General features: G+C 72.2%; 23 protein-coding genes. 6 read left to right on the plus strand and 17 right to left on the minus strand.

Annotated elements, in window-relative coordinates; translation table 11 throughout:
• The 15 genes from hpnH to B079_RS0115890 form a co-directional block, all read right to left on the minus strand.
• Positions 1-1,023 carry an adenosyl-hopene transferase HpnH gene (gene hpnH / locus B079_RS0115825; protein ID WP_018546806.1) on the minus strand — a complete coding sequence of 341 codons (1,023 nt, stop codon included), beginning with the start codon at positions 1,021-1,023 and terminating at the stop codon, positions 1-3.
• 5 nt (positions 1,024-1,028) lie between these two features.
• Complete coding sequence (locus B079_RS0115830) at positions 1,029-1,670, minus strand: hypothetical protein (RefSeq protein ID WP_018546807.1); 642 nt, start codon at positions 1,668-1,670, stop codon at positions 1,029-1,031.
• On the minus strand, positions 1,671-3,701 hold the full coding sequence (shc, locus tag B079_RS0115835; protein ID WP_018546808.1) for a squalene--hopene cyclase: 2,031 nt from the start codon (positions 3,699-3,701) through the stop codon (positions 1,671-1,673).
• Positions 3,702-3,817: 116 nt separating this feature from the next.
• A complete protein-coding gene (locus B079_RS0115840; protein ID WP_026248742.1) occupies positions 3,818-4,951 on the minus strand; it encodes a polyprenyl synthetase family protein in 1,134 nt (377 codons plus the stop codon).
• Positions 4,951-6,387 carry a hydroxysqualene dehydroxylase HpnE gene (gene hpnE, locus B079_RS0115845; protein ID WP_018546810.1) on the minus strand — a complete coding sequence of 479 codons (1,437 nt, stop codon included), beginning with the start codon at positions 6,385-6,387 and terminating at the stop codon, positions 4,951-4,953. The genes B079_RS0115840 and hpnE overlap by 1 nt, the downstream gene beginning before the upstream one ends.
• The gene (locus B079_RS36565) at positions 6,384-6,524 is read right to left on the minus strand and encodes a DUF6380 family protein (RefSeq protein ID WP_420705771.1); all 141 of its coding nucleotides are present in this window, start codon (positions 6,522-6,524) and stop codon (positions 6,384-6,386) included. Before B079_RS36565 ends, hpnE begins: the two co-directional genes overlap by 4 nt.
• Entirely contained in the window at positions 6,524-7,474 is a 951-nt protein-coding gene (hpnD, locus tag B079_RS0115850) for a presqualene diphosphate synthase HpnD (RefSeq protein ID WP_018546811.1), read from the minus strand. Before hpnD ends, B079_RS36565 begins: the two co-directional genes overlap by 1 nt.
• Positions 7,471-8,397 (minus strand): squalene synthase HpnC, encoded by a 927-nt coding sequence (gene hpnC, locus B079_RS0115855; RefSeq protein WP_199779923.1) that lies wholly within the window; start codon positions 8,395-8,397, stop codon positions 7,471-7,473. Before hpnC ends, hpnD begins: the two co-directional genes overlap by 4 nt.
• A 330-nt stretch (positions 8,398-8,727) precedes the next feature.
• Positions 8,728-9,507: an ABC transporter ATP-binding protein gene (locus tag B079_RS0115860; protein ID WP_018546813.1), complete on the minus strand. Its 780-nt coding sequence runs from the start codon at positions 9,505-9,507 to the stop codon at positions 8,728-8,730.
• Positions 9,500-10,429 carry an ABC transporter permease gene (locus B079_RS0115865; RefSeq protein WP_026248744.1) on the minus strand — a complete coding sequence of 310 codons (930 nt, stop codon included), beginning with the start codon at positions 10,427-10,429 and terminating at the stop codon, positions 9,500-9,502. The genes B079_RS0115860 and B079_RS0115865 overlap by 8 nt, the downstream gene beginning before the upstream one ends.
• A 106-nt stretch (positions 10,430-10,535) precedes the next feature.
• Positions 10,536-11,408: a glycosyltransferase family 2 protein gene (locus tag B079_RS0115870; protein WP_026248745.1), complete on the minus strand. Its 873-nt coding sequence runs from the start codon at positions 11,406-11,408 to the stop codon at positions 10,536-10,538.
• A gap of 23 nt (positions 11,409-11,431) precedes the next feature.
• Positions 11,432-12,211: a CDP-alcohol phosphatidyltransferase family protein gene (locus tag B079_RS0115875; RefSeq protein WP_078495963.1), complete on the minus strand. Its 780-nt coding sequence runs from the start codon at positions 12,209-12,211 to the stop codon at positions 11,432-11,434.
• Positions 12,189-13,250 carry an iron-containing alcohol dehydrogenase family protein gene (locus B079_RS0115880; RefSeq protein WP_018546817.1) on the minus strand — a complete coding sequence of 354 codons (1,062 nt, stop codon included), beginning with the start codon at positions 13,248-13,250 and terminating at the stop codon, positions 12,189-12,191. The genes B079_RS0115875 and B079_RS0115880 overlap by 23 nt, the downstream gene beginning before the upstream one ends.
• Positions 13,238-13,990, minus strand: coding sequence for a sugar phosphate nucleotidyltransferase (locus B079_RS0115885; protein WP_018546818.1), 753 nt, complete (start codon positions 13,988-13,990; stop codon positions 13,238-13,240). The genes B079_RS0115880 and B079_RS0115885 overlap by 13 nt, the downstream gene beginning before the upstream one ends.
• Positions 13,987-15,786, minus strand: coding sequence for a DUF5941 domain-containing protein (locus tag B079_RS0115890; RefSeq protein ID WP_018546819.1), 1,800 nt, complete (start codon positions 15,784-15,786; stop codon positions 13,987-13,989). The genes B079_RS0115885 and B079_RS0115890 overlap by 4 nt, the downstream gene beginning before the upstream one ends.
• Positions 15,787-16,102: 316 nt before the next feature.
• On the opposite strand from B079_RS0115890, the gene galE reads away from it, so the two are divergent.
• Positions 16,103-17,071: a UDP-glucose 4-epimerase GalE gene (gene galE, locus B079_RS0115895; RefSeq protein WP_018546820.1), complete on the plus strand. Its 969-nt coding sequence runs from the start codon at positions 16,103-16,105 to the stop codon at positions 17,069-17,071.
• A 61-nt stretch (positions 17,072-17,132) separates the two neighbouring features.
• On the opposite strand, the gene B079_RS35200 is transcribed toward galE, so the two are convergent.
• The gene (locus B079_RS35200) at positions 17,133-17,609 is read right to left on the minus strand and encodes a hypothetical protein (protein ID WP_018546821.1); all 477 of its coding nucleotides are present in this window, start codon (positions 17,607-17,609) and stop codon (positions 17,133-17,135) included.
• Positions 17,610-17,809: 200 nt separating this feature from the next.
• On the opposite strand from B079_RS35200, the gene B079_RS0115905 reads away from it, so the two are divergent.
• Positions 17,810-18,748 carry a cation diffusion facilitator family transporter gene (locus B079_RS0115905; protein WP_026248746.1) on the plus strand — a complete coding sequence of 313 codons (939 nt, stop codon included), beginning with the start codon at positions 17,810-17,812 and terminating at the stop codon, positions 18,746-18,748.
• Positions 18,749-18,981: 233 nt separating this feature from the next.
• A complete protein-coding gene (gene idi, locus B079_RS0115910; protein ID WP_018546823.1) occupies positions 18,982-19,575 on the plus strand; it encodes an isopentenyl-diphosphate Delta-isomerase in 594 nt (197 codons plus the stop codon).
• A gap of 33 nt (positions 19,576-19,608) precedes the next feature.
• Here idi and B079_RS0115915 read toward each other — a convergent pair whose 3' ends face one another.
• On the minus strand, positions 19,609-20,106 hold the full coding sequence (locus tag B079_RS0115915; RefSeq protein ID WP_018546824.1) for an ATP-binding protein: 498 nt from the start codon (positions 20,104-20,106) through the stop codon (positions 19,609-19,611).
• A 267-nt stretch (positions 20,107-20,373) separates the two neighbouring features.
• Here B079_RS0115915 and B079_RS0115920 point away from each other — a divergent pair, with 267 nt between their 5' ends.
• The 3 genes from B079_RS0115920 to B079_RS0115930 all read left to right on the plus strand — a co-directional run bounded on the left by B079_RS0115920 (position 20,374) and on the right by B079_RS0115930 (position 23,882).
• A complete protein-coding gene (locus B079_RS0115920) occupies positions 20,374-21,129 on the plus strand; it encodes an enoyl-CoA hydratase/isomerase family protein (protein WP_018546825.1) in 756 nt (251 codons plus the stop codon).
• A gap of 106 nt (positions 21,130-21,235) precedes the next feature.
• On the plus strand, positions 21,236-21,358 hold the full coding sequence (locus tag B079_RS36320) for an LPFR motif small protein (RefSeq protein WP_018546826.1): 123 nt from the start codon (positions 21,236-21,238) through the stop codon (positions 21,356-21,358).
• Positions 21,359-21,470: 112 nt separating this feature from the next.
• Positions 21,471-23,882 carry a Tex family protein gene (locus B079_RS0115930; protein ID WP_026248747.1) on the plus strand — a complete coding sequence of 804 codons (2,412 nt, stop codon included), beginning with the start codon at positions 21,471-21,473 and terminating at the stop codon, positions 23,880-23,882.
• The last annotated feature ends 148 nt before the right edge of the window (positions 23,883-24,030 follow it).

Below are 24,030 nucleotides of genomic sequence, written 5' to 3' on the forward strand. Positions count from 1 at the left end.
TCACTCCCGGTTTCCTGAGACGGTCTCGCGCATGGCCCGCAGCGACTCCTTGAGGGAGCCCATGGTGGCGAGGACGGCGGTGGGCTCGTAGCCGCAGTGCGCCATGCAGTTGGCGCAGCGCGGGTCCTTGCCGCGGCCGTACTTGTCCCAGTCGGTGTCCTCGATGAGCTGGCGGTACGTGGGCACGTAGCCGTCGCTCATCAGGTAGCAGGGGCGCTGCCAGCCGAAGAGGGAGTAGTTGGGGATCGCCCAGGCGGTGCAGGGGAAGTCGACCTTGCCCTCCAGGAAGTCCAGGAAGAGCGGGGAGTGGTTGAGCCGCCAGCGCCTGCGGTTGCCGCCGGAGAAGGCCTTCTTGAACAGCTCGCGGGTCTGCTCGACGCCGAGGAAGTGCTCCTGGTCGGGCGCCTTCTCGTAGGCGTAGGCGGGCGAGATCATCATCTCGTCCACCTTGAGGTCGTCGTTGAGGAAGTTCAGGACCTCGACGATGGTCTGCGGGGTGTCGGTGTTGAAGAACGTGGAGTTGGTGGTGACGCGGAAGCCGCGCCGCTGGGCCTCCTTGATGGCCTCCACGGCCTCGTCGAACACGCCCTCCTTGGCCACGGACTCGTCGTGCCGCTCGCGCAGCCCGTCGATGTGCACCGCGAAGGCGAAGTAGGGCGAGGGGGTGAACTTGTCCATCTTCTTGCGCAGCAGCATGGCGTTGGTGCACAGGAAGACGTATTTGCGCTTGGCGACCAGCTGGCGCACGATCTCGTCGATCTGCGGGTGCATCAGCGGCTCGCCACCGGCGATGGACACCATCGGCGCGCCGGACTCGAGAACGGCGCCCACGGCCTGGGCGACGGGCATCCGCTGCTTGAGCACCCCGGCGGGGTGCTGGATCTTGCCGCAGCCCTCGCACTTCAGGTTACAGGCGAAGAGCGGTTCGAGCTCGACGATCAGCGGGAACTTGTCCCGCTTGCGGAGCTTCTGTTCCGCCAGGTACGTAGCGACCTTGATGGACTGACGCAACGGCATGGCCATCTGGCTCACCTCCGGGGGAGCGGCAAGGAACGGTGCCATTCGAAAAACGCGGGAAGTACGGAACGCAACACACGGAAGGCCGATATTCCACCGCGTACCGTTCCGATGCGGACGAGTTCATGTTCTGGAGCGTCCACGACCACCCGTACGGCCGCAACCTGGCGGGCACCGACGCGGACGGCGGTCAGCAGGGTGGCGGCCGATTCCATGTCCACCGCGATGGCGCCGGTGGCCAGGAGGTCGGCGCGCTCGGGGCCGCGCACCACGTGGTCGGAGCCGGTCAGGGGACCGGTGTGGACGGTACGGCCGGGCAGGGCCCGGGTCAGCTCCTTGACGAGCAGATCGGTACGGACGCACGGCACGGTGCCGCGCGGGTCTCGGGTCTCCTCGGCGACCACGAGGTCGCCGGGGTGCATGCCGGGCGCGAGCCCGGCGCAGAAGCCGGTGGCCAGGACGGCGGCACCGGCGAGGTCGGGTGTGGCCAGCATCCGGCCGACGACCCGCTGCGCCGCGCGCGGGCCCATGCCCGTGCGGACGACGACGGGCCTGCTGCCGGAACCGCCGCGGTCGCCGGTGCGCAGGGCGAGGCGTTCGATGCCGAGCGCGCAGGCGATCAGCAGCGGTGCCGGGGCGGGCCGGGTGGTCATTCAGCGGCCCTCGGCTCCGGCGTGCCTGCCTCCTGCGGTGGCGAGGGGTGCCTTGTCGAAGGGGTCGCCGTGCAGATAGCGGCCGAGCGCGGTGAGCGGGAACACCTGCCGGTAGAGGTGGTAGTTGATGGAGAAGTCCCAGGGGAAGCCGGTGCCGGTGAAGTAGGGCTCGTCCCAGGAGCCGTCCTCGCGCTGGGTCTCGGCGAGCCACCTGACGCCGCGTTCGACGGCCTTGGCGTCCTTCTCCCCGGCCGCGAGGAGCGCCATGAGGGCCCAGGCGGTCTGGGAGGCGGTGGAGGTGCCCCGGCCGCTCCATTCCGTGACGTGTTTGTAGGAGCGCAGGTCCTCGCCCCAGCCGCCGTCGTCGTTCTGGACGCGCTCCAGCCAGGCGACCGCGCGGCGGATCGCCGGGTGCGAGCCGGGGAGTCCGGCGGCGGTGAGGGCGGGGACGACGGAGCCGGTGCCGTAGACGTAGTTGACGCCCCAGCGGCCGAACCACGAGCCGTCCGCCTCCTGTTCGGCCAGGAGCCAGTCGATGCCGCGCCGGGTGCGCGGGTCGTGGGCGAGTCCTTCGGCGGCGAGCATCTCCACGACGTGCGCGGTGACATCGGCGGAGGGCGGGTCGATGACCTCGCCGAAGTCGCAGAAGGGCAGCCGGTTGGGGAACGGGCTGGTGTTGTCGACGTCGAAGGCGCCCCAGGCGCCGTTCTTGGACTGCATCCCGAGGTTCCAGCGCACGGCGCGGCCGATCGCCCCGTCCACGCGGACGGGTTGGGGATGGCGGACCCGGCGCAGGGCGAGGGCGACCTCGGCGGTGTCGTCGATGTCGGGGTAGTTGTCGTTGTGGAATTCGAACGCCCAGCCGCCCGGCGGGAGTTGAGGGCGTTTGACGGCCCAGTCGCCGGGGCGGCGGATCTCCTCGCCGAGCATCCAGTCGGCGGCCTTGACCAACTGCGGGTGGTCCGCGGGGAGTCCGGCGTCGGCCAGGGCGATGGTGGCGAGGCAGGTGTCCCACACCGGGGACTGGCATGCCTCGATCATCCGGGAGCCGTCCTCGCGCCAGACGGCGAAGCGGTCCAGGGACGCCAACCCCGCGCGCATGACGGGGTGTTCGAGGTCGTAGCCGAGCAGGTGCAGGGCGATGACCGAGTAGACGGCGGGGGGCTGGATGCCGCCCCAGCAGCCGTCGTTCTCCTGGCGTTCGATGATCCAGCGGGCGGCGCTGCCGATCGCGGCGTCGCGCAGACGGCGCGGTACGGCCCGGCGCAGCTTGTGCACCATGCGGTCAAGACGCTGGAAGGCCCCGTCCCAACTGGCCAGCGGGGCGAAGGGCCTTGGCGGGTTGGGGTGGGCCGGGTCGGTGTGCAGCTCGTCCAGCGCGAAGGGCGCCGGGCGCACCGGGCGCTTGGCGGAGACGATGGTGAGCGGCACGATGGTCTGCCGCGCCCAGCAGCCGAAGTCGTAGATGTTGAGCGGCAGCCAGGTGGGGAACCAGATGAGTTCCGGGGGGAGTTCGGGCAGGTCCTCCCATTTCCACCAGCCGAACAGGGCGAGCCAGATCCGGGTGAAGACGCGGGCGGAGGCGATGCCGCCGCGCTCGCGGACCCAGGCCGAGGCGCGGGCCATGTGCGGGGCGTCGGGGGCGTCTCCGGCCAGACGGAGGGCGACGTACGCCTCGATGGTGGCGGAGAGTTCGCCGGGGCCGCCGTAGAAGGTGGGCCAGGCGCCGTCCTCGCGCTGCTCGCCCCGGATGTACAGGGCGGCGGCCCGGGTGGTGGCCTCGTCGCGGATGCCGAGGAACTGGCGCAGGAGCAGGTCCTCGGCGTCCATGGTGACGTTGGTCTCCAGGTCGCCCTTCCACCAGCCCTCGGGGTCCTGCCTGGCGAGCAGGTGCTCCGTGGCCCGGCGTACGGCGCGTTCGGCGGCCTCGGGTACCCCGGCCGCCTGGGGGGTGGTGCTGTCGGTTTCGCTGGCCGCGTCGGCACGGGGCGGAATGGTCGCCCCGGTGCTTCCGTCGGTCGTCGCTGTCATGGCTTCCCCTTCGTGCAGTCGTACGAGTCGTGCTGCTGCGGGTCCGCCGTCGGCCGGTGTCGGTCATCGCGCCGCACCGGCCGGCGACTACGCGAGGGTTATTCGGCCGATAGTGATCATCTCTTCCTGACGACGACGAAGTCGGCGAGCGCCGTGAAGGCGACCCGCACCCGGTCGGGCATGTCGACGGCGTCGAGGGCCTGGACGGCGACGGCGTGCTGGCGCCGGGCCTCGTCCGCCGTCCACTCACGGCCGCCCGCCTCCTCGATGAGGGCGGCGCGGGCCGCGAACTCGGCCTCGGAGAAGTTCGCGAAGTCGCTGCTCTTGGCATCGGCGGCAAGGATCTCGCCCAGGCGCTCGGAGGCGGGGCCGCCCGCGGCGAGCGCGGCGACCACGGGCAGGGACTTCTTGCGCTGGCGCAGGTCGCTCCAGGTCTGCTTGCCGGTGGACTCCGGGTCGCCCCAGATGCCGAGCAGGTCGTCGACGGCCTGGAAGGCGAGGCCGAGGTGGTAGCCGTACCGTTCCAGCGCGTCGGCGGTGGCGTCACCGGCGCCGCCGAGGACCGCGCCGATGGAGGAGGCGCAGGCGAGCAGGGCGCCGGTCTTGTTGCCCTCCATCTCCAGACACTCCTCGACGCTGACGCGGTCGCGGTGCTCGTAGGAGATGTCCTGGGCCTGACCGTCGATCAGGGCCCGGGTGGCGGTGGTCAGCCGCCGGGTGGCGCGCCCGGCCTCGACGGTGCCGAGCTCCAGCAGGACCTCGTTGCCGAGGGCGAACAGGGCGTCGCCGACCAGGATGGCCTGGGCGGGGCCGTGCACCTTCCAGACGGTGTCGCGGTGGCGGCGCTGCTCGTCGCCGTCCATCAGGTCGTCGTGCAGCAGCGAGAAGTTGTGGACCAGTTCGACGGCGACGGCGCCGGGCACGCCCACCTCGGGGGCGGCGCCGGTGACCTCGGCGGAGAGGACCGCGAGCGCGGGGCGTACGGCCTTGCCGCCGTCGCCGTCGGCCGGGTTGCCCGCCGCGTCGATCCAGCCGAAGTGGTAGGCGGCGACGGTGTCCATGGGCGGCGCCAGCCGGTCGACGGCCGCGCGCAGGACCGGGGTGGCCAGGGTCCGGCCGCGCTCCAGCAGCGCGGTCACGTCCACCGCGTCTGCGGCGGTCGAGGCCGGGGGCGGCACAGTGGGCACAGTCTCTCCTCTTGTTGCGGTACCGGGGGTGCGGGGCCGGCCCGCGTGCTCCTGATCGAGCATCACGCCGCCTCCTCGAGAGCGAAGAGGTGACGGGGGCGGGGGCGGCCGAGGGCGCCGAGGGCGGCGTCGGCCGCACTCACGCCGCTGCGGACCGCACTCTCCATGGTCGCGGGCCACCCGGTGGCGGTCCACGCTCCGGCCAGGTACAGGCCGGACGCCTTGGTGCGGGCGCCGGGCCGCAGCCGTCCGACGCCGGGGGCGGGGGCGAACGTGGCGGTGCGCTCCCGGGTCACGAAGAAGTCCCGTACGCGCGCGGTGCGGGTGCCGGGGATCAGCCGCTCCAGCTCGGGCAGATAGCGCTCGCGCAGTTCGGCGACGGGGGTGTCGATCTCGTCCTGGGCGGCCGACTGGGACAGCGCCAGGTACTGGCCGCCGGTCAGCCCGGAGGCGGCGGTGCGGTCGAAGACCCACTGCACGGGCGAGCCGAGCGCGGCGAAGAAGGGCCGGGCGAGGACCTGGCGGTCGTAGACGACATGGACGTTGAGGATCGGCGCGGTGCCGATGCGCAGCAGCCGTCCGGGGTCGTCGAGCGCGCCGGGCGGCAGCAGGTCGTGCGCCTCGCGCTGGGGTACGGCGAGGACGACGGCGTCGGCGTGCAGGCTCTCGCCGGGAACCTGAACGCTCCAGCCGCCGTTTCCGTTCTGGGTGAGGGAGGTGACGCGTGTACGGACCTCGGTGCGCACGCCCGCGGAGTCGAGCGCCTTGCGGGCGAGCCGGTCGTGCAGTTCGCCCAGCGGGACATGGGCCCAGCCGATGTCGGCGGCGCCCGGGTCGGACAGCAGACCGGTCTTGAACACCATCGCGGCGAGTCCCAGCGAGGCGTCGCCCGCGACCGCGTTGAGGGTGGCGACACCGACCAGGTCCCACAGGGCCTCGACGGCGCGCGCCGACTGGCCGTGGGCGGCCAGCCAGCCGCCGAAGTCCTGGGTGTCCAGGGCCGGATCGGTGGGGTCGAGCCCCTTGAGCGCGAGCGCGGCCCGTCCGACGGCGGCACGCTCGGCGAGCGAGAGGTGCGGATAGGCGGCCAGGCTGCGCCCCAGGTGGAGGGGGACGGGCAGCGGGTCGCGCCGCAGCCTGCCGAGCCGCCTGCCCTCGGGCTTGTCGGCGTCCACGACGGGTACGTCGAGACGGTCCTGCAGCGGTGCCAGTGCCGCGCCCTCGATGCGGTCGAGGAACCAGCGGTAGGCGGTGCAGCAGCGCAGATAGACGTGCTGGCCGTTGTCCACGGTCAGTCCGTCGCGCTGGAAGGAGAAGGCGAGGCCGCCCAGGCGCGGCCTGCCTTCGAGGAGGGTGACGCGGACGCCCGCGTCGGCGAGCGCGAGGGCCGCGGTGGTCCCGGCGAGGCCGCCGCCGACCACGACGGCGTGCCGCGGTGTGCCGTCCGCGGGTGCCGTGGGGCCGGAGTGCTCCGGTGCGGGGCGTGCGCCGTCGCTCATCGTGCGTCCTTCCGTGCGTGCCGCGCGTGCTGGTTGAACGGTGCACGCTCGGCCGTCGCAGTCAGGGACGCCACGCCGCAGTCCGGGGTTGCCCGCCCTCTCGGACGGGTGGCGCCCGTCTCGTCCGCCGGGGCCATCAGGCGCGCCTCCTGAGGGTCTGGCGGGTGACGTGCCGGGTGTCGAGCCCGGACAGGCCGCGCACGGCGACGTACGCCTTCTCGCGGCCGGGCAGCGAGACACGGCCGCGCAGCACGGCCTCGGGGTCGCGCTCGATGCGGTCGAGCAGGCGGCGGTAGATGCCGGCCATGGCGGCGACGCAGGCGCCGCTGCGCCGGTCGAGCATGGGCAGCAGCCGGTAGCCCTCGGCGAACAGAGCGCGGGCGCGGCGGACCTCGAAGTGGACGAGGCCCGCGAAGTCGGAGCCCTCGGGCGGGGTGGGTCCGGCGAACCCGGCCGAGCAGCCGAACTTGGCGAGGTCGTCGGAGGGCAGATAGGTACGGCCGCCCTCGGCGTCCTCGCGGACGTCGCGCAGGATGTTGGTGAGCTGGAGGGCGAGGCCGAGGGTGTCGGCGTACTCGGGGGCGCGTTCGGCGCCGCGCGCTCCGGGTTCGGTGCCGAAGACGCCGAGCGAGAGGCGTCCGATGGCTCCGGCGACGCAGCGGCAGTAGACCTTGAGGTCGTCCCAGGTCTCGTAGCTCTCGCCGCGCACGTCCATCTGGACGCCGTCGATCAGCTCGTCCAGGCCGCCGAGGGGGATCGGGAAGGCGCGGGCGGCGTCCGCGAGGGCGACGGCCACCGGGTCGGTGTCGTCCTCCTCGACTTCGCCCGCGTGGACGCGGGTGAGCAGCGCCCGGGTCTCCTCCAGGCGCGCGACCTTCACGTCGTCGGGCAGCTCGCCGTCGCCGATGTCGTCCACGCGCCGGGAGAAGGCGTAGAGCGCGGACATGGCGCGGCGCTTGGGTGTGGGCAGCAGGCGGATGCCGTAGGCGAAGTTGCGGGCCTGCTGGCCGGTGACGGTCTCGCAGTACCGGTAGGCGGCGAGTACCGGTGCGGACACGTGCGGTGTGGACTCCACGGACCGGATCACCCCTCTCCTCGCAGGGTCACGCCCACCTCGCGCAGCAGCCGGAGCCTGCCGGGTCTGGGAGGGCCGGGAAGGACGTCGAATCCGGCGGCGGCGATCGCGTCGACCGCCGCCCTTCCCCCCGCCACGAACCCCGCGAGCAGCAGCTTGAGCCTGCCGTGGACGCTACCCACGAGGGGGGCGCCTTCATTCAGCAGATCGCGGGCGCGTTGTGACTCGTACGCGACCAGCGCGCGCACCGATGCGCCGGCGCTCTTGGCAGTGAGGTCGGATTCCTGGACGTGGAAGCGCTTCATGTCCTCTGCGGGCAGATAGATCCGGTCGCGGCCGAGGTCCTCGGCGACGTCCTGGAGGTGTTCGACGATCTGCAGCGCGGTGCAGATCGCGTCGGACAGGCGGACCCGCTCGGGCGTCGTCGTGCCGGTGACGGCGAGGACGAGGCGGCCGACGGGGTTGGCGGACAGTTCGCAGTAGGCGCGCAGGTCGTCGTAGGTCTCGTAGCGCTTGACGAGCTGGTCCTGGCGGTTGGCGGCGATCAGGCCGAGGAAGGGCTCGGGGCTGATGCGGCAGCGGCGCACGGTGGGCTGCAGGCGTCGCAGCAGCGGGTGGCGTGGGGTGGCGTCGAAGACGCGGCGCAGGTCGGCCTCGAAGGCGTCGAGGACGGCGAGGCGGTCCTTGGCGTCGGCCTCGGGGACACCGAGGACGCGGGCGTCGGCGCCGCCGGGGGCGAGGTCGCCGTCACCGATGTCGTCGACGAGGCGGGCGAAGCCGTAGACGGCCATGAGGTCGTCGCGCCAGGCGCGGGGCAGGAAGAAAGGGGCCACGGGGAAGTTCTCGCTCGTGGCCTTGTCCAGTGTGGCGCGTTCCAATGCCGTCGCCGTGTCGGTTCCCGTCACCGCGCGCTGCCCGGGGCGGGGACGGCACATGCTGCGCTGAGCTGGGGAGTTTCCGTAGCCATTGCCGTCACATCTCCCGTTCTACACTGCGGAACCGATACACACTATTTCGGACACGCCGCCTGCCCTCCGGGGGAGGTCGCCCGGCGGAGGGTGTCGCGCATTATCGCCCTACTTGCCGGTTTCCGGCACCGGTACAGCTTACGTTGTACAACGCGACAGGGTTCGTCGGGGTGTCCGGCGCATCACAACAACACACCGATTGGCGTCAAGATTCCTACGCGCGGCCGGAGTTGACGCTTCTTTTGCAGACGCCGGGCCCCGCCGGAGAAGTTCCGGCGGGGCCCGGGGCCGCTCGGGTCACTTGCCCGTGAACTTCTCGTACTCCTTGAGGACCTCTTCGGTGGGTCCGTCCATGCGGAGTTCGCCGCGCTCCAGCCACAGGACGCGGTTGCAGGTGTCGCGGATCGACTTGTTGTTGTGGCTCACCAGGAAGACCGTTCCGGCCTCCTTGCGCAGCTCGCGGATGCGGGCCTCGGAGCGCTTCTGGAACTTGCGGTCGCCGGTGGCCAGCGCCTCGTCGATCATGAGGACGTCGTGGTCCTTGGCCGCCGCGATGGAGAAGCGGAGCCGGGCCGCCATGCCGGAGGAGTAGGTCCGCATCGGCAGGGTGATGAAGTCGCCCTTCTCGTTGATCCCGGAGAAGTCGACGATGTCCTGGTAGCGCTCCCGGACCTGCTCGCGGGACATGCCCATCGCGAGACCGCCCAGGATGACGTTGCGCTCACCGGTCAGGTCGTTCATCAGGGCCGCGTTGACGCCGAGCAGGGAGGGCTGGCCGTCGGTGTAGACCTTGCCCTTCTCGGCCGGGAGGAGACCCGCGATGGCCCGCAGCAGGGTGGACTTGCCGGAGCCGTTGGAGCCGATCAGGCCGATGGCCTCGCCCCGGTAGGCGACGAAGGAGACCCCGCGCACGGCGTGCACCTTGCGCACCCCGCGCTCCTCGCCGCGCTTGACGATGCGGCTCAGGGCGGCGGTGGCGCTGCCCTTGCCGGTCCTGGCCCCGTTGACCCGGTAGACGATGTGCAGCTCGTCCGCGATGACGGTCGGACGGTGATCGCCGGTGTTGTGCTCAGCCACGGCCGTACCGCTCCTCAGCCTTCCAGAAGTACACGAAGCCGCCGCCGAAGATCACCACGGCCCAGAAGGCGGCGAGGCCCCACACGTGCGGGGGCAGGTTCGAGGCGCCGTAGCCGTCGATCAGCGCGAAGCGCATGAGGTCCATGTAGACGGCGGCCGGGTTGGCCTGCAGGGCGCGGACGAGCCAGTCCGGCTTGCCCGCCAGCATGTGGTTGATGGAGAACATGACGCCCGAGGCGTACATCCAGGTGCGCAGCAGGAAGGGCATCAGCTGGGCGAGGTCGGGGGTCTTGGCGCCCATGCGGGCCACGATCAGCGCGAGACCGGTGTTGAAGAGGAACTGGAGCACCAGCACCGGGATGATCAGCAGCCAGGACAGCCGGGGGTAGTTCCCGAAGCCGATCGCCACCAGGAACATGACGATCATGGAGAACAGCAGCTGCTGGAGCTGCTGCAGCGAGAAGGAGATGGGCAGCGAGGCGCGCGGGAAGTGCAGGGCGCGCACCAGGCCCAGGTTGCCGGAGATCGCGCGGACGCCGGACATGATCGAGCTCTGCGTGAAGGTGAACACGAAGACGCCCGTGACCAGGAACGGGATGTACACGTCGTGCGACATGCCCCGGCTGGCGTGCAGGATGAAGCCGAAGATGAAGTAGTAGACGGCCGCGTTCAGCAGCGGGGTGGCGACCTGCCACAGCTGGCCGAGCTTGGCCTGGCTGTACTGCGCGGTCAGCTTCGCCTGGGAGAAGGCGACGATGAAGTGGCGCCGGCCCCACAGCTGGCGGATGTACTCGACGAGCGAGGGCCGGGCGCCGCTCACCGCGAGCCCGTACTTGGCGGCCAGCTGCTCCGCCGTCAGTCCCTCGTCGGGCGACGGGGCCGCGGTCACCGCGACACCGCCGTCATGGAATGTCTCACTCACGGGTGGAAACTTTCGTCTTCGAGTACGTCGTATACATCGGGTACGTCGTGCGTTCGTCTTCTGGCCCGGGGCCGCCGTCTTTTGCCCGGGGCCACCGTCGAGCTTGTCAGATCACCGGCGGCCGGCCCAGCCGGGTCAGCCGCCACACGGTACGCCAGCTCATCGGGCGGCGGGGACCGCACGGGGTGCTCCAGCCCTCCTTGAAGCCGCCGAACCACGCCTTCAGGGCCGGTCCCGAGGGGCGGCGCAGCAGGGTGAGCAGCAGCCAGACCCCGAGGTAGACGGGGACGAGCAGGGCGGGGAGGTTGCGGCGGGCCAGCCAGACCCGGTTGCGGGCGACCATGCGGTGGTAGACCGCGTGCCGGGAGGGCGCGGTGGTCGGATGGAACAGCACCATGTCGGAGCGGTAGTCGATCATCCAGCCCGCGTTCAGCGCGCGCCAGGCGAGGTCGGTCTCCTCGTGGGCGTAGAAGAACTCGTCGGGCAGCCCGCCGACCTCGGTGAACACCTTGGTGCGTACGGCGTTGGCGCCGCCGAGGAAGGTGGTCACCCGCGAGGAGCGCATCGGGTCGGAGGCGCGCAGCCGGGGCACGTGACGGCGCTGGGTCTCGCCGGTCTCGGGGTCGGCGATGCGGAAGCTGATGATGCCGAGCCGGGGGTCGGCGGCGAACGCCTCGCGGCACAGCTCGGCGGTGTCGTACCGGGCGAGGAGGCCGTCGTCGTCCAGGAAGAGCAGGATGTCGACGTCGCTGCCGCCGGGTCCGAACGCCTCGATGCCGACGTTGCGTCCGCCGGGGATGCCCAGGTTCTCGGGCAGCTCGACGGTGCGCACGCCCTCGGGAACGTCGGGCACCGGCGAGCCGTTGCCGACGACGACGACCTGGACGTGGTCGCCCTCCTGCTTGGCGACGGAGTCGAGCAGGGCCCGCAGCTCCTCGGGCCGGTTGCCCATCGTGATGACGACCGCGCCGACCTTCATGCCGTTCGTCTCGGCCATGCCGTTCACCTCAGCCTGCTGGACACGAGAATGGACACCAGGTGCAGCACGGTCTGCAGCAGGGCGATGCCCGCCAGCACGGCGGTGCCGAGCCGGGTGAAGAACAGGTCGCCGCGCGCCTGGTCCACGATCGCGAGGACCAGGATCAGCAGCGACGCCTCGATGCCGAGGATGAGCCGGTGGAACTTGAGCGCGGCGGCGGCACGCCGGGCGAGCGCCATCCCGGAGGAACGCGGCTCGGCGGCCGACTCCTTGACCGGGGGCATCCCGGCCTGGTGCCGGGCGACGCCGACGAGGTCGGTCTCCGCCTTGATGAGGATCGCGCCGAGCGCGGCGAGCGTGCCGAGGAAGGCCCACAGCCAGTCGATGCGGCCGGTGCCGAACAGGTCGGCGGCGCGCAGGCCGAGGCCGACCAGGACGGCGGCGTCGGTGAGGTAGGCGCCGACCCGGTCGAGGTAGACCCCGCCGAGCGAGTACTGCTTGCGCCAGCGGGCGATCTCGCCGTCCACACAGTCCAGCAGCAGATACAGCTGGGTGGCCACGATGCCGAGGACGGCGCCCCAGATCCCCGGCACCAGCAGGGCCGGGGCCGCGAGCACGCCGCAGACGGTCATCAGGTACGTGAGCTGGTTGGGCGAGATCCTGGTGTTGACCAGGTAGCGGTCGATACGCAGGGACACCTCGCGCATGTAGAGGCGTCCCGCCCAGTGCTCACCGCTGCGCCGGTCCTTCACCCCGGCGGGGTGGACGACCGGACGGAGTTCAGCTACCGATGGCCTTGACATAGTCGGCGTAGATGTCCTTGATCTGGGTCGGCTTGAGGTCGAGGTGTTCGAGGATCGTGTAGCGGCCGGGCCTGGTCTCGGGGGCGAACTCCACGACGCGGACGAACTCGTCCACCGTGAAGCCCATCTCCTCGGCCCGGACCGGCAGCTCGTGCCGGCGCAGCACCTCGGCCATGTGGGCCGATTCCTCGTGCGCTCCGCGCAGGTACATCGCGAAGGCGGCGCCGAAACCGCACTGCTCGCCGTGGCTGGCGGCGCGCTGCGGGAAGAGCAGGTCGAAGGCGTGGTTGATCTCGTGGCAGGCGCCCGAGGAGGGGCGCGAGTCGCCGGAGACCGACATGGCGATGCCGGAGAGGACCAGGGCCTCGGCGAGGACCTGGAGGAACTCGTTGTCGCCGATGGCGCCGGGGTGGCGCAGCACGGCCTCGCCCGCCTGGCGGGCCATGGCGGCGGCGAGTCCGTCGATCTTCTCGCCGTTGACCCGGTTGGCCAGCTCCCAGTCCGCGATGGCGGAGACGTTGGAGATCGCGTCGCCGATGCCGGAGCGCACGAAGCGTGCCGGGGCGTCGTGGATGACGTCCAGGTCGATCAGGACGGCGATGGGGTTGGGCACACCGTAGGAGCCCCGGCCCGCGTCGTTGTCCAGGGTGGCGACCGGCGAGCACAGGCCGTCGTGCGCGAGGTTGGTCGGTACGGCGACGAGCGGCAGGCCGACCCGCGCCGCGGCGTACTTGGCGCAGTCGATGATCTTGCCGCCGCCGAGTCCGACCACGGCGTCGTAGTGACCGCCGCGGATCTCGTCGGCCAGGCGGATCGCGTCGTCCAGGGTGCCGCCGCCCACCTCGTGCCAGCTCGCGCCGGGCAGCTGGGGGGCGACGCGCTCGCGCAGCCTGGCGCCCGAGCCGCCGCTGACGGCGACGGCGAGACGGCCGGAGTGCGAGACGCGCTCGTCGGCGAGGACGGTGGCCAGGTCGTCGAGGGCACCCGGGCGGATGTCGACGACGACCGGCGACGGGATGAGCCTCGTCAGTACCGGCACGCGATCTCCCGTCCCCGGGCGAGGTCGTCGTGGTTGTCGATCTCGACCCAGGAGACCTCGCCGATCGGCTGCACGTCGATCTTGAAGCCGCGGTTCACCAGCTCCTGGTAGCCGTCCTCGTAGTACAGCTGCGGGTCGCGCTCGAAGGTCGTACGCAGCGCGTCGGCCAGCTCCTCGGCCGCGTCACCCTCGATCAGGGTCACGCCGATGTACTCACCGGTGGCCTCCGAGGGGTCCATCAGCTTCGTGATCTTCTGGACACCCTTGTCGGGGTCCACGACGACCTTCATCTCCTCGTCCGCCAGGGACTTCACCGTGTCCAGCGCGAGGATGATCTTCTTGCCCTCACCACGCGCGGCGAGCAGCGTCTTCTCGACCGACACCGGGTGCACCGTGTCGCCGTTGGCCAGGATCACGCCGTCCTTGAGCGCGTCACGACCGCACCACAGGGAGTAGGCGTTGTTCCACTCCTCGGCCTTGTCGTTGTCGATCAGCGTGATCTTCAGCCCGTACTTGGCCTCCAGGGCCTCCTTGCGGGCGTACACGGCTTCCTTGCGGTAACCGACGATGACACCGACCTCGGTCAGACCCACCTCGGCGAAGTTGCCCAGGGTGAGGTCGAGAACGGTCAGCGACTCCTCGTCGCCCTCCGGCCCGACCGGCACGAGCGCCTTGGGCAGCGTGTCGGTGTAGGGGCGCAGACGCCGTCCGGCGCCGGCCGCCAGCACGAGGCCGATCATGCGGTTTCTCCTTCGTCGTGAACGGCGGGCGCCCCTGCGGACACCCAGAAGCGGATGCTCTCGGCGAGCACCAGCAAGGCGATGACCACGGCGAGGACCGTGAGCGCGACGGTGAACCGCGAGGCGGTCAGCAGCGCGGCGAGGACGGCGACGAGCAGGACCCGCCCCTCCTGACCGCCGATGGCGCGCACGAGCCACGCGGGCGGCGCGCCGGCGCCGCCGCGGATGCGGTACACCGTGTCGTAGTGATGGTAGGCGACGGCCGCGACCAGCCCGAACGCCGCCGGGAGGGCCCCGGGGACGTCGGCGCGGGCGGCGAGGGCGAGGACCGTGCCGTACTCGGCGGCCCGGAAGAAGGGCGGCACGAGCCAGTCGAGGGCGCCCTTGAGCGGGCGGGCCACGGCGAAGGCCGAGGCGAGGACGTAGAGGACGGCGCCGACGACCGGCAGCGGGCTGCCGTAGCCGGGCAGCGCCGAGCAGAGGACCACGGCGGCGGCGCCGAGGAGGGCGACGGCGGGGGCGCCGTAGCCGGGCAGGCCGCGCCGGAACAGGCGGCTCAGGCGCTGGGCGAGCGGGCCGGGGTCGGCCAGGTCGGCCAGCGCCTCGGCGGCCCGGTCGGTGCGCCGGGCCTTGCGGGTCACCGAGCGGAGGACGCGCCCCGCCGTGGTGTACGTCGCGGCCAGCGCGCAGCCGATCAGGAGGACGGAGAAGGTGATGCGCGGCGTGGTCGCGGCGGTGAGGACGGCGATCATGGCCCAGCGTTCGCCGATGGGCAGGACGATCATCCGGCGCAGCCACACGGTCCAGCCGACGCTGTCGAGCCTGCCGGAGAGGGCGGCGGTGGGGCTGGTGTTGGCGGTGGCGTCGTGGTTGGCCTCGTTGAAGGAGAAGTCCACGACGTGGCGGCAGGTCTGGAGGATCATCGCGGCGAGCGCGAGGGCCCATACGTCGTCGCCGCCGCGGGCCGCGCCGAGGGCGAGACCGGCGTAGTAGGCGTACTCCTTGGCGCGGTCGAAGGTGGCGTCGAGCCAGGCGCCGAGGGTGGAGTACTGCAGGGAGTAGCGGGCGAGCTGGCCGTCGGTGCAGTCCAGCACGAAGGAGGCGATCAGCAGGACACCTGCGGCGATGAACCCGGCGCGGGTGCCCGTCGCGGCCGAGGCCGCCGCTATGAGCGCGGTGAGCAGCGAGGCGGTGGTGACCTGGTTGGGGGTCAGGCCCCGGCGGGCGCACCAGCGGGCGAGGTAACGCGAGTACGGGCTGATGCAGAAGGTGGTGAAGAAGCCGTCCCGGGACTTCACGGCGGACTTCAGGCGTACGGCCTCGTCGTCGACGGCGGCGACGGCCTGCCGGGCCTCGTTGCGGACCTGGGGGTCGGTGGGGACGGTGGCGACGAGGCTGCCCAGCTCGGGGCGGTGGACCTCGCCGTAGTCGGCGTCCAGGGCGGTGACCAGGCGGTCGGGCAGGCTGTCCACGGCGACGGCGGTGCCGCCGCCCGCGCTGGTCTCGCGGGTCAGGGCGCGGCTGAGGGCCTGGCGGGCGGTGGCCTGCGCGGTGACGGCGCCGGGGACGGCGGCGAGCGGGAAGCGGGGGTCGGTCAGGCCGAGGCGCAGCGCGTGCGGGTGGCCGACGAAGCGGGCGTCGACCAGGGCGACGCGGTGGCTCGTCGGAACGGTCGCGAGCAGGGTCTCGGCCTCGGCGGCGTCGGCGGCCACACGCACGTCGAAGCCGAGGGACCGCAGATCGCCCTCGAGAGACGATCCGGGTACCGGCTGACCGGTGACGATGGCGGTCGACAACCGAACTCACTCCCTGGGTGCCGGCGCGTCGGCGCCGGTCGCTTGCGTGATGCGTGATGGGGCGCCCTGCCTTCGGCACCCTGGGCGGCATGTCGGCAGAGGCTATCCGATCGGCCGGAGCCGTCGTTCACCGGGCGTTCACGGGCCGGCCCTCGCGGGTCCGTCGTGGCGTCCTCCCTGCCCATGCCGCGATCATCATCGGGGATGCGGGGGCCGCCCCACAAACCGCGGGGCGCAGACCCGGGCATCGCGGGACAGAGGGGCGGCGGTGCGGGTGCCGCCGGGGCGGGTGCGGGGCGGCATAGGGTGGGCGACCATGACGTGGCTGATCACCGGCGGAGCCGGATACATCGGGGCACACGTGGCGCGGGCGCTGGCCGGTGCCGGGGAGCGTGCCGTGGTGCTCGACGACTTGTCGGCCGCCGTGCCGGAGCGGCTGCCCGAGGGGGTGCCGCTGGTCGAGGGCTCGACGCTGGACGGGGAGCTGCTGAAGCGGGTGCTGGCCGAGCACGGGGTGAGCGGTGTGGTGCATCTCGCGGCGCGCAAGCAGGTCGGGGAGTCGGTGGCGGAGCCCGTCCGCTACTACCGGGAGAACCTGGGCGGTCTCGGCACGCTCCTGGACGCGATGGCGGAGGGCGGGGTGCGGCGGCTGCTGTTCTCCTCCTCGGCGGCGGTGTACGGCAACCCGGACGTGGACCTGATCACCGAGGACACCCCGTGCGTGCCGGTGAACCCCTACGGCGAGACCAAGCTGGCCGGTGAATGGCTGGTGCGTGCGGCGGGCCGGGCGCACGGCATCTCGACGGTGTGCCTGCGCTACTTCAACGTGGCCGGGGCCGCCGCCCCGGAGCTGTCGGACACCGGCGTCTTCAACATCGTCCCCATGGTCTTCGACCGCCTCGCCCGGGGCGAGGCCCCCCGGATCTTCGGCGACGACTACCCGACCCCGGACGGCACCTGCGTCCGCGACTACATCCACGTCGCCGACCTCGCGGACGCCCACCTCGCGGCGGCCCGCCGCCTCTCCGACGACACCTTCACCGGCGACCTGACCCTGAACATCGGCCGCGGCGAGGGCGTCTCGGTCCGCGAACTGATCTCGGTGATCGCCGACATCACCGGCGCAACGACCCCGCCGGTCGTCGACCCCCGCCGCCCCGGCGACGCCCCCCGCGCCGTCGCCTCCGCCACCCGCGCCCGCACGGAGCTGGGCTGGCAGGCCCGCCGGGACGTACGCGAGATGGTGGCGTCGGCGTGGGAGGGGTGGCGGCACCATCACGGGTGAGTCCCGGCGCGCTCACGGACGGCTCCCACCCGTGAGCGCACGGCCGGGTGGCCGCTCTCCCCTAGTCGTAGTCGACCCACTCCTCGCTGCTCCGCCGCCGCCCCAGCCCGACGGCATCGAACTCGTCGCGCCCGGCGTCCGCCCGCACACCGAGCCGTCGCAGCGCCCGGGAGACGGGGCTGCCCTCGGCCGGAAAGGGCTCGTCCTCGTCCACGTGGAGCGGGCCCAGCACCACCGCCCCGCCCTCCCACACCGCGGCCCGCTGCTCACCGACTCCGCCGAAGACCTCGGCTTCCACGCAGGCCACGGGCCCGGCGGCCGACCAGCGCGCGAGCATCGCCTCGAACCCGTCGGGCAGCCCCCGGAATCCGAGCGCGGTCACCTCGCTCCCGTCGGTGTCGGCGGCGAACAGCGCGTCGGTGAGGGGTAGCAGCGCCAGACCCTGGGCGAGCGGTGCCAGGCGTGCGGCGGGCAGCTCCCGTGCCGTGCTCTCCAGGCGCGCCCAGTCGGCGATCACCGCCCGCAGTTCGTACCCCATCCTCGCGTCCCCCTCTGCCTCCGAAAGGGTCATCCTCACTCACCCGGCCCGGACCCGGAACTGTTTTTCCACGCGCCTGACCTGCGGTTCGTTTTCGCAGGTCAGGGGACATGACAACGGTGTTCAGTGCCGCGTTGCCCGGGAGGTGCCGGGCGTTGTTCACTGTGAGCCGGTGGGCAGACGGAAGGGTGGTCTTCGGTATGGGGGCAGGGCACGACCACGGCCATGGGCACGGTCATGCGTCCACGGGGACGGCCGCGGCCGTCTACCGGGGGCGGTTGCGGGTGGCGCTGGGGATCACGCTCGGCATCATGGTGGTGGAGATCGTCGGCGGGCTGCTCGCGGACTCGCTCGCGCTGATCGCGGACGCGGCCCATATGGCGACCGACGCGGTGGGGCTGATCATGGCGCTGCTCGCCATCCACTTCGCGGCCCGGCCGCCGAGCGCGAACCGCACCTTCGGTTACGCCCGCGCCGAGATCCTGGCGGCCCTGGCCAACTGTCTGCTGCTGCTCGGGGTCGGCGGGTACGTCCTCTTCGAGGCGGTGGAGCGGTTCGTCCACCCCGCGGGGACCGAGGGCGGTCTGATGATCGTCTTCGGTGCGATCGGTCTGGTCGCGAACTCCGTCTCGCTCCTGCTGCTGATGGGCGGGCAGAAGGACAGTCTCAATGTGCGCGGCGCCTTCCTGGAGGTCGCCGCCGACGCGCTCGGTTCGGTCGCGGTGATCGTCTCGGCCGCCGTCATCCTGGCCACCGGCTGGCAGGCCGCCGACCCGATCGCCTCGCTGGTGATCGGTCTGATGATCGTGCCGAGGACGGTCAAGCTGCTGCGCGAGACGCTGGACGTCCTCCTGGAGGCGGCCCCGAAGAACGTGGACATGGCCGAGGTGCGCGCGCACATCCTGGAGCTGGACGGCGTGGAGGACGTGCACGATCTGCACGCCTGGACCATCACCTCGGGCCTGCCGGTCCTCTCCGCGCACGTGGTGGTCAGCACGGAGGTGCTGAACGCGATCGGCCACGAGAAGATGCTGCACGAACTCCAGGGCTGCCTCGGCGACCACTTCGACGTGGAGCACTGCACCTTCCAGCTGGAGCCCGGCGGCCACGCCGAGCATGAGGCCCGGCTCTGCCACTGACGGCGGTCCGAGGGGTCCGCGCCCTGCCGCCGGGCCCGGTGGCGTACGTTGACGGTGCGCACCCGTGTGCGAGGGCTTCGCGAGGTTCCCCGCAGCAGGTGCCGGGCACGATGTGCTTCCGGGCCCCGCTTCCGCCACACCTGGCACGGGACATGCGGACGTGCCGGGAAGTGCCGGGAGTGCCGGATTCGTACGGCAGACTTGGGGTGCGAAGACCGAGGCGAAGGATGGGTATGCCGATCACACCTGCCACCGAGACGCACAGCTCGTCGAACGGCACCACACAGTCGATTCTGCTGGAACTGGTCGACGAGAAGGGCGTGACGATCGGCACCGCGGAGAAGCTTGCCGCGCATCAGCCGCCGGGGCAGCTACACCGGGCGTTCTCGGTGTTCCTCTTCGACGAGCGCGGCCGACTGCTGCTCCAGCAGCGGGCGCTCGGCAAGTACCACTCCCCCGGTGTCTGGTCCAACACCTGCTGCGGCCACCCGTACCCGGGCGAGGCCCCCTTCGCGGCGGCGGCCCGGCGGACGTACGAGGAGCTGGGTGTCTCCCCGTCGCTGCTGGCCGCGGCGGGCACCGTCCGCTACAACCACCCGGACCCGGCCTCGGGCCTGGTGGAGCAGGAGTTCAACCACCTCTTCGTCGGCCTGGTCCAGGAGCCCGTGGCGCCGGACGCGGAGGAGGTCGAGGAGACCGCCTTCGTCTCCGCCGCCGAGCTGGCCGAGCGGCACACCCGCGAGCCGTTCTCGGCCTGGTTCCTGACCGTCCTGGACGCGGCCCGGCCCGCGATCAGGGAACTGACCGGCCCCTCGGCGGGCTGGTAGCACCCGGGCGGCTCCGGGGAGCCGGGGGCGGTCTCACCGCTGGAGCGCGGGCTTGAGCGGCAGGGCCGCCCAGATCACCTTGCCGCCGCTCGCCGTGTGCTCCACGTCGACCGTGCCCCCCGCCTCCCGCGCCACCTCGCGCACGAGCAGCAGACCGCGCCCCCCGGTCTGGCCGTGGTCCGCCTCCAGCGCGGTCGGCCGGTAGGGGTGGTTGTCCTCCACCGACACCCGCACCCACTCCGCGCCGACGGCCACCTCCACGGCGAGCATCGGCGAGAGCAGCGCCGCGTGCTTGACCGCGTTCGTGACCAGCTCGGAGACGATCAGCAGCAGCCCGTGCGCCACGTCGTCGGCGACGGGCACGCCCTGGCGCAGCAGCAGGTCGCGCACCGCGTGCCGGGCCTGTGGGACCGAGGCGTCCACGGTGGCCGCGGTGAACCTCCAGACCCCTTCGTACGGCAGTGTTCCGGGCGTCGGCGGGGCGCCCTCCTCCGCTGGGCGCGGCACGCTCCCGCGCCCGTGGTTGTCCATCGTCCGGTCGCCACCCTCGCGCTCGATTGTCACCACACCTCGAGTGTTGGTAATGATCGGCTCCGCACCGGATGACTGAACAGAAGTCAGCGGGTATCGAACGTTTCCGACCGTTCGCGTATGACCTGGTCGCCCCGGCGACTGTTCCTGTCCCCCGGACGCCGGTTCCCGAACTCTTCGGGTTGTACGGGTTTGCTCTCGGCGTCGATCCGGCCGGGGCACCAGGGGCTTACCCGCGGGATGCGCCCGGCCGATACGATCCGCCGCATGGAGCCGCAGCTGTCGCACCAGGTCACCGGTCACGTCGTCACCGTCGTCATCCGCAACCCGGCCAAGCGCAACGCCATGACCGCCGCGATGTGGCGGGCGCTGCCCCCGCTGCTCGACGGGCTCGCCGCCGACCCGGACGTACGGGCGCTGGTGCTGACCGGTGAGGGCACGACCTTCTGCGCGGGTGCCGACATCTCCTCGCTGCGGGAAGGGCCCCAGGAGGCACAGGGGCTCGCGGTGGCCGCCGAGGAGGCTCTTGCCGCGTTCCCGAAGCCGACGCTGGCCGCCGTCCGGGGGCACTGCGTGGGCGGGGGCGCGCAGCTCGCGGCGGCCTGCGATCTGCGGCTCGCGGAGGAGGGGACGCTGTTCGGGGTGACCCCGGCGAAGCTCGGCATCGTCTACCCCGCCTCCTCCACCCGGCGCCTGGTGTCGCTGGTGGGCCCGGCGAGCGCCAAGTACCTGTTGTTCTCGGGCGAGTTGATCGGCACCGAGCGGGCGCTGCGCACCGGTCTGGTGGACGAGGTGCTGCCCGCGGGGGAGCTGGACGCGCGGGTGGACGGGCTGACCGGGGTGCTGGTGTCCCGCTCCCGGCTCACCCAGGCCGCGGCGAAGGAGTTCGCGGACGGCCGCACCGACCGCGACGCCCACTGGGCGGAGCAGGCCCGCACCGCGAAGGACACCGAGGAGGGCGTCTCCGCGTTCCTGGAGCGCCGGGCGCCCCGCTTCACCTGGAGCGTGCCCGCGCCGCGGTGACCGGGGCGCGCAGCGCGGGGCGTGGGCGGCGGCCGACGGGGTACCCGGAGCGGCCCGGACGCCTTGTCCGGAAGCCCGTGAGATCCGTGAGAAGGGAGAACCGATCGTGTTCCGTGCCATCGCCGACGTACTGCGCCAGATCGGCGGAGCCGTCGCCACCGTCGTCACCCTGCCGTTCCGGGCGCTCGCCCGGCTGTTCGGGGGCGCCTCGGGCGGCAGCCGCGCCTGACGGGCGCGCGCCGCCGGACACCGACGGGCCGCCGGAGCGCCCTGCCGTCCGGATGTCGGTGTCACCTGCCACAATTGCCGCGCAACCTCAGTGGAGAAGGCGGTACGGGATCGTGACGACACCCCTCACAGCGTCCATCGAAGGCAGGATCGCCGGGGAACTCGGCGTACGGGAGCGGCAGGTGAAGGCCGCGGTGGAGCTGCTGGACGGCGGTTCGACGGTGCCCTTCATCGCCCGCTACCGCAAGGAAGCGACCGAGATGCTCGACGACGCGCAGCTGCGCACGCTCGAGGAGCGGCTGCGCTATCTGCGGGAGCTGGAGGACCGGCGGGCCGCGATCCTGGACTCGGTGCGCGAGCAGGGCAAGCTCACCGAGGATCTTGAGGCGCGCATCCGGGGCGCCGAGACCAAGGCACGCCTGGAGGACATCTATCTGCCGTACAAGCCCAAGCGGCGCACCAAGGCGCAGATCGCGCGCGAGGCGGGTCTCGAACCGCTGGCCGAGGGGCTGCTGACCGATCCGTCGGTCGACCCGGCCGCCGCCGCTGCCGCGTTCGTGGACGCGGACAAGGGCGTCGCGGACGCGCAGGCCGCGCTGGACGGCGCGCGGGCGATCCTGACCGAGCGGTTCTCGGAGGACGCCGACCTGATCGGTGAGCTGCGCGAGCGGATGTGGACGCGCGGGCGGCTCTCCGCCAAGGTCCGCGAGGGCAAGGAGGAGGCGGGCGCCAAGTTCGCCGACTACTTCGACTTCACCGAGCCGTTCACCGAGCTGCCCTCGCACCGCGTCCTCGCGATGCTGCGCGGCGAGAAGGAGGAGGTGCTGGACCTCGTCCTGGAGCCGGAGGAGCCGGTCGAGGGGCCGTCGACGTACGAGGGCTTCATCGCGACCCGGTTCGGCATCGCGGACCGGGGCCGTCCGGCCGACAAGTGGCTGGCCGACACGGTCCGTTGGGCCTGGCGCACCCGGGTGCTCGTGCACCTCGGCATCGATCTGCGGCTGCGGCTGCGCACGGCCGCCGAGGACGAGGCGGTGAACGTGTTCGCCGCCAACCTGCGCGACCTGTTGCTCGCCGCCCCGGCGGGCACCCGCGCCACGCTGGGCCTGGACCCCGGTTTCCGCACCGGGGTGAAGGTGGCCGTGGTCGACGCGACCGGCAAGGCCGTCGCCACCGACGTCATCTACCCGCACGTCCCGGCCAACAAGTGGGACGAGGCGATCGCCAAGCTGGCGCGTCTGACCAAGGAGCACTCGGTCGACCTGGTCGCCATCGGAAACGGCACCGCCTCCCGCGAGACGGACAAGCTGGCCACCGAACTCATCGCCAAGCACCCGGAGTTGAACCTCACCAAGGTGATGGTGTCGGAGGCGGGCGCGTCGGTGTATTCGGCGTCGGAGTACGCCTCCCGCGAGCTGCCCGGCATGGACGTGTCGCTGCGCGGCGCGGTCTCCATCGCGCGCCGTCTCCAGGACCCGCTGGCCGAGCTGGTGAAGATCGACCCGAAGTCGATCGGGGTCGGGCAGTACCAGCACGACCTGTCCGAGGTGAAGCTGTCGCGCTCGCTTGACGCGGTGGTCGAGGACTGTGTGAACGGCGTCGGGGTGGACGTCAACACCGCGTCCGTGCCGCTGCTTTCGCGGGTGTCCGGCGTCTCCGCCACCCTCGCGGAGAACATCGTGGCGCACCGCGACGCCAACGGCCCCTTCACCTCCCGCGCCCAGCTGAAGAAGGTCTCCCGGCTCGGTCCGAAGGCGTACGAGCAGTGCGCGGGCTTCCTGCGTATCCGGGGCGGCGACGACCCGCTGGACTCCTCCAGCGTGCACCCGGAGGCGTACCCGGTGGTGCGGCGGATGGTGAAGACCACGGGCCAGGAGGTCGCCTCGCTGGTCGGCAACACCGGGGTGCTGCGCTCGCTGCGCCCGGCCGACTTCGTGGACGACACCTTCGGTCTGCCGACGGTCACCGACATCCTCAAGGAGCTGGAGAAGCCGGGCCGCGACCCGCGTCCGGCGTTCAAGACGGCCACCTTCAAGGAGGGCGTGGAGAAGATCTCCGACCTGTCCGCCGGGATGGTGCTCGAGGGCGTGGTGACGAACGTGGCCGCCTTCGGCGCGTTCGTGGACATCGGCGTCCACCAGGACGGTCTGGTGCACGTGTCCGCGATGTCGAAGACGTTCGTGAAGGACCCGCGTGACGTGGCCAAGCCGGGTGACATCGTCAAGGTGAAGGTCCTGGACGTGGACATCCCGCGCAAGCGGATCGCGCTGACGCTGCGCCTGGACGACGAGGCGGCCCCGCAGGGGCAGGACGGCAAGGACCGGCGTGGCGGCGGCTCCCGGCCGCCGCAGCAGCGCCGGGGTCAGGGCGGCGGGCGCCAGGGCCAGGGTCAGGGCGGCCGTCAGGGGCAGGGCGGCCGGGGCGGCGACCGCGGTGGTCGTCAGGCGCCCGCGCCTGCCAACAGCGCGATGGCGGACGCGCTGCGCCGCGCGGGTCTGCTGAACCCGGGCAACGGGCGGGGCTGAGCCGCCTTCGGTGCCGGGCGGTGGGGATGAGCCACCCGCCCGGCACCGGATCTCAGCGGTGGCGGGCATCGACGCCGGGCACCGGCCCCCGCCGGGGCATCGGCACCACGCGCCCGGCAACGGCCGGCGACTTCGGCGCGGGCCGCCC

It is taken from the genome of Streptomyces sp. LaPpAH-108 (assembly GCF_000373625.1).
Lineage (GTDB): Bacteria > Actinomycetota > Actinomycetes > Streptomycetales > Streptomycetaceae > Streptomyces.

What these genes read in the sequence shown, in the direction of transcription:
- hpnH (WP_018546806.1), bottom strand. Translation starts at nt 1,023, where the DNA reads ATGGCCATGCCGTTGCGTCAGTCCATCAAGGTCGCTACGTACCTGGCG.
- B079_RS0115830 (WP_018546807.1), bottom strand. Translation starts at nt 1,670, where the DNA reads ATGACCACCCGGCCCGCCCCGGCACCGCTGCTGATCGCCTGCGCGCTC.
- shc (WP_018546808.1), bottom strand. Translation starts at nt 3,701, where the DNA reads ATGACAGCGACGACCGACGGAAGCACCGGGGCGACCATTCCGCCCCGT.
- B079_RS0115840 (WP_026248742.1), bottom strand. Translation starts at nt 4,951, where the DNA reads ATGCTCGATCAGGAGCACGCGGGCCGGCCCCGCACCCCCGGTACCGCA.
- hpnE (WP_018546810.1), bottom strand. Translation starts at nt 6,387, where the DNA reads ATGAGCGACGGCGCACGCCCCGCACCGGAGCACTCCGGCCCCACGGCA.
- B079_RS36565 (WP_420705771.1), bottom strand. Translation starts at nt 6,524, where the DNA reads ATGGCCCCGGCGGACGAGACGGGCGCCACCCGTCCGAGAGGGCGGGCA.
- hpnC (WP_199779923.1), bottom strand. Translation starts at nt 8,397, where the DNA reads ATGTGCCGTCCCCGCCCCGGGCAGCGCGCGGTGACGGGAACCGACACG.
- B079_RS0115870 (WP_026248745.1), bottom strand. Translation starts at nt 11,408, where the DNA reads ATGAAGGTCGGCGCGGTCGTCATCACGATGGGCAACCGGCCCGAGGAG.
- B079_RS0115875 (WP_078495963.1), bottom strand. Translation starts at nt 12,211, where the DNA reads ATGTCAAGGCCATCGGTAGCTGAACTCCGTCCGGTCGTCCACCCCGCC.
- B079_RS0115885 (WP_018546818.1), bottom strand. Translation starts at nt 13,990, where the DNA reads ATGATCGGCCTCGTGCTGGCGGCCGGCGCCGGACGGCGTCTGCGCCCC.
- galE (WP_018546820.1), top strand. Translation starts at nt 16,103, where the DNA reads ATGACGTGGCTGATCACCGGCGGAGCCGGATACATCGGGGCACACGTG.
- B079_RS35200 (WP_018546821.1), bottom strand. Translation starts at nt 17,609, where the DNA reads ATGGGGTACGAACTGCGGGCGGTGATCGCCGACTGGGCGCGCCTGGAG.
- B079_RS0115905 (WP_026248746.1), top strand. Translation starts at nt 17,810, where the DNA reads ATGGGGGCAGGGCACGACCACGGCCATGGGCACGGTCATGCGTCCACG.
- idi (WP_018546823.1), top strand. Translation starts at nt 18,982, where the DNA reads ATGCCGATCACACCTGCCACCGAGACGCACAGCTCGTCGAACGGCACC.
- B079_RS0115915 (WP_018546824.1), bottom strand. Translation starts at nt 20,106, where the DNA reads ATGGACAACCACGGGCGCGGGAGCGTGCCGCGCCCAGCGGAGGAGGGC.
- B079_RS0115920 (WP_018546825.1), top strand. Translation starts at nt 20,374, where the DNA reads ATGGAGCCGCAGCTGTCGCACCAGGTCACCGGTCACGTCGTCACCGTC.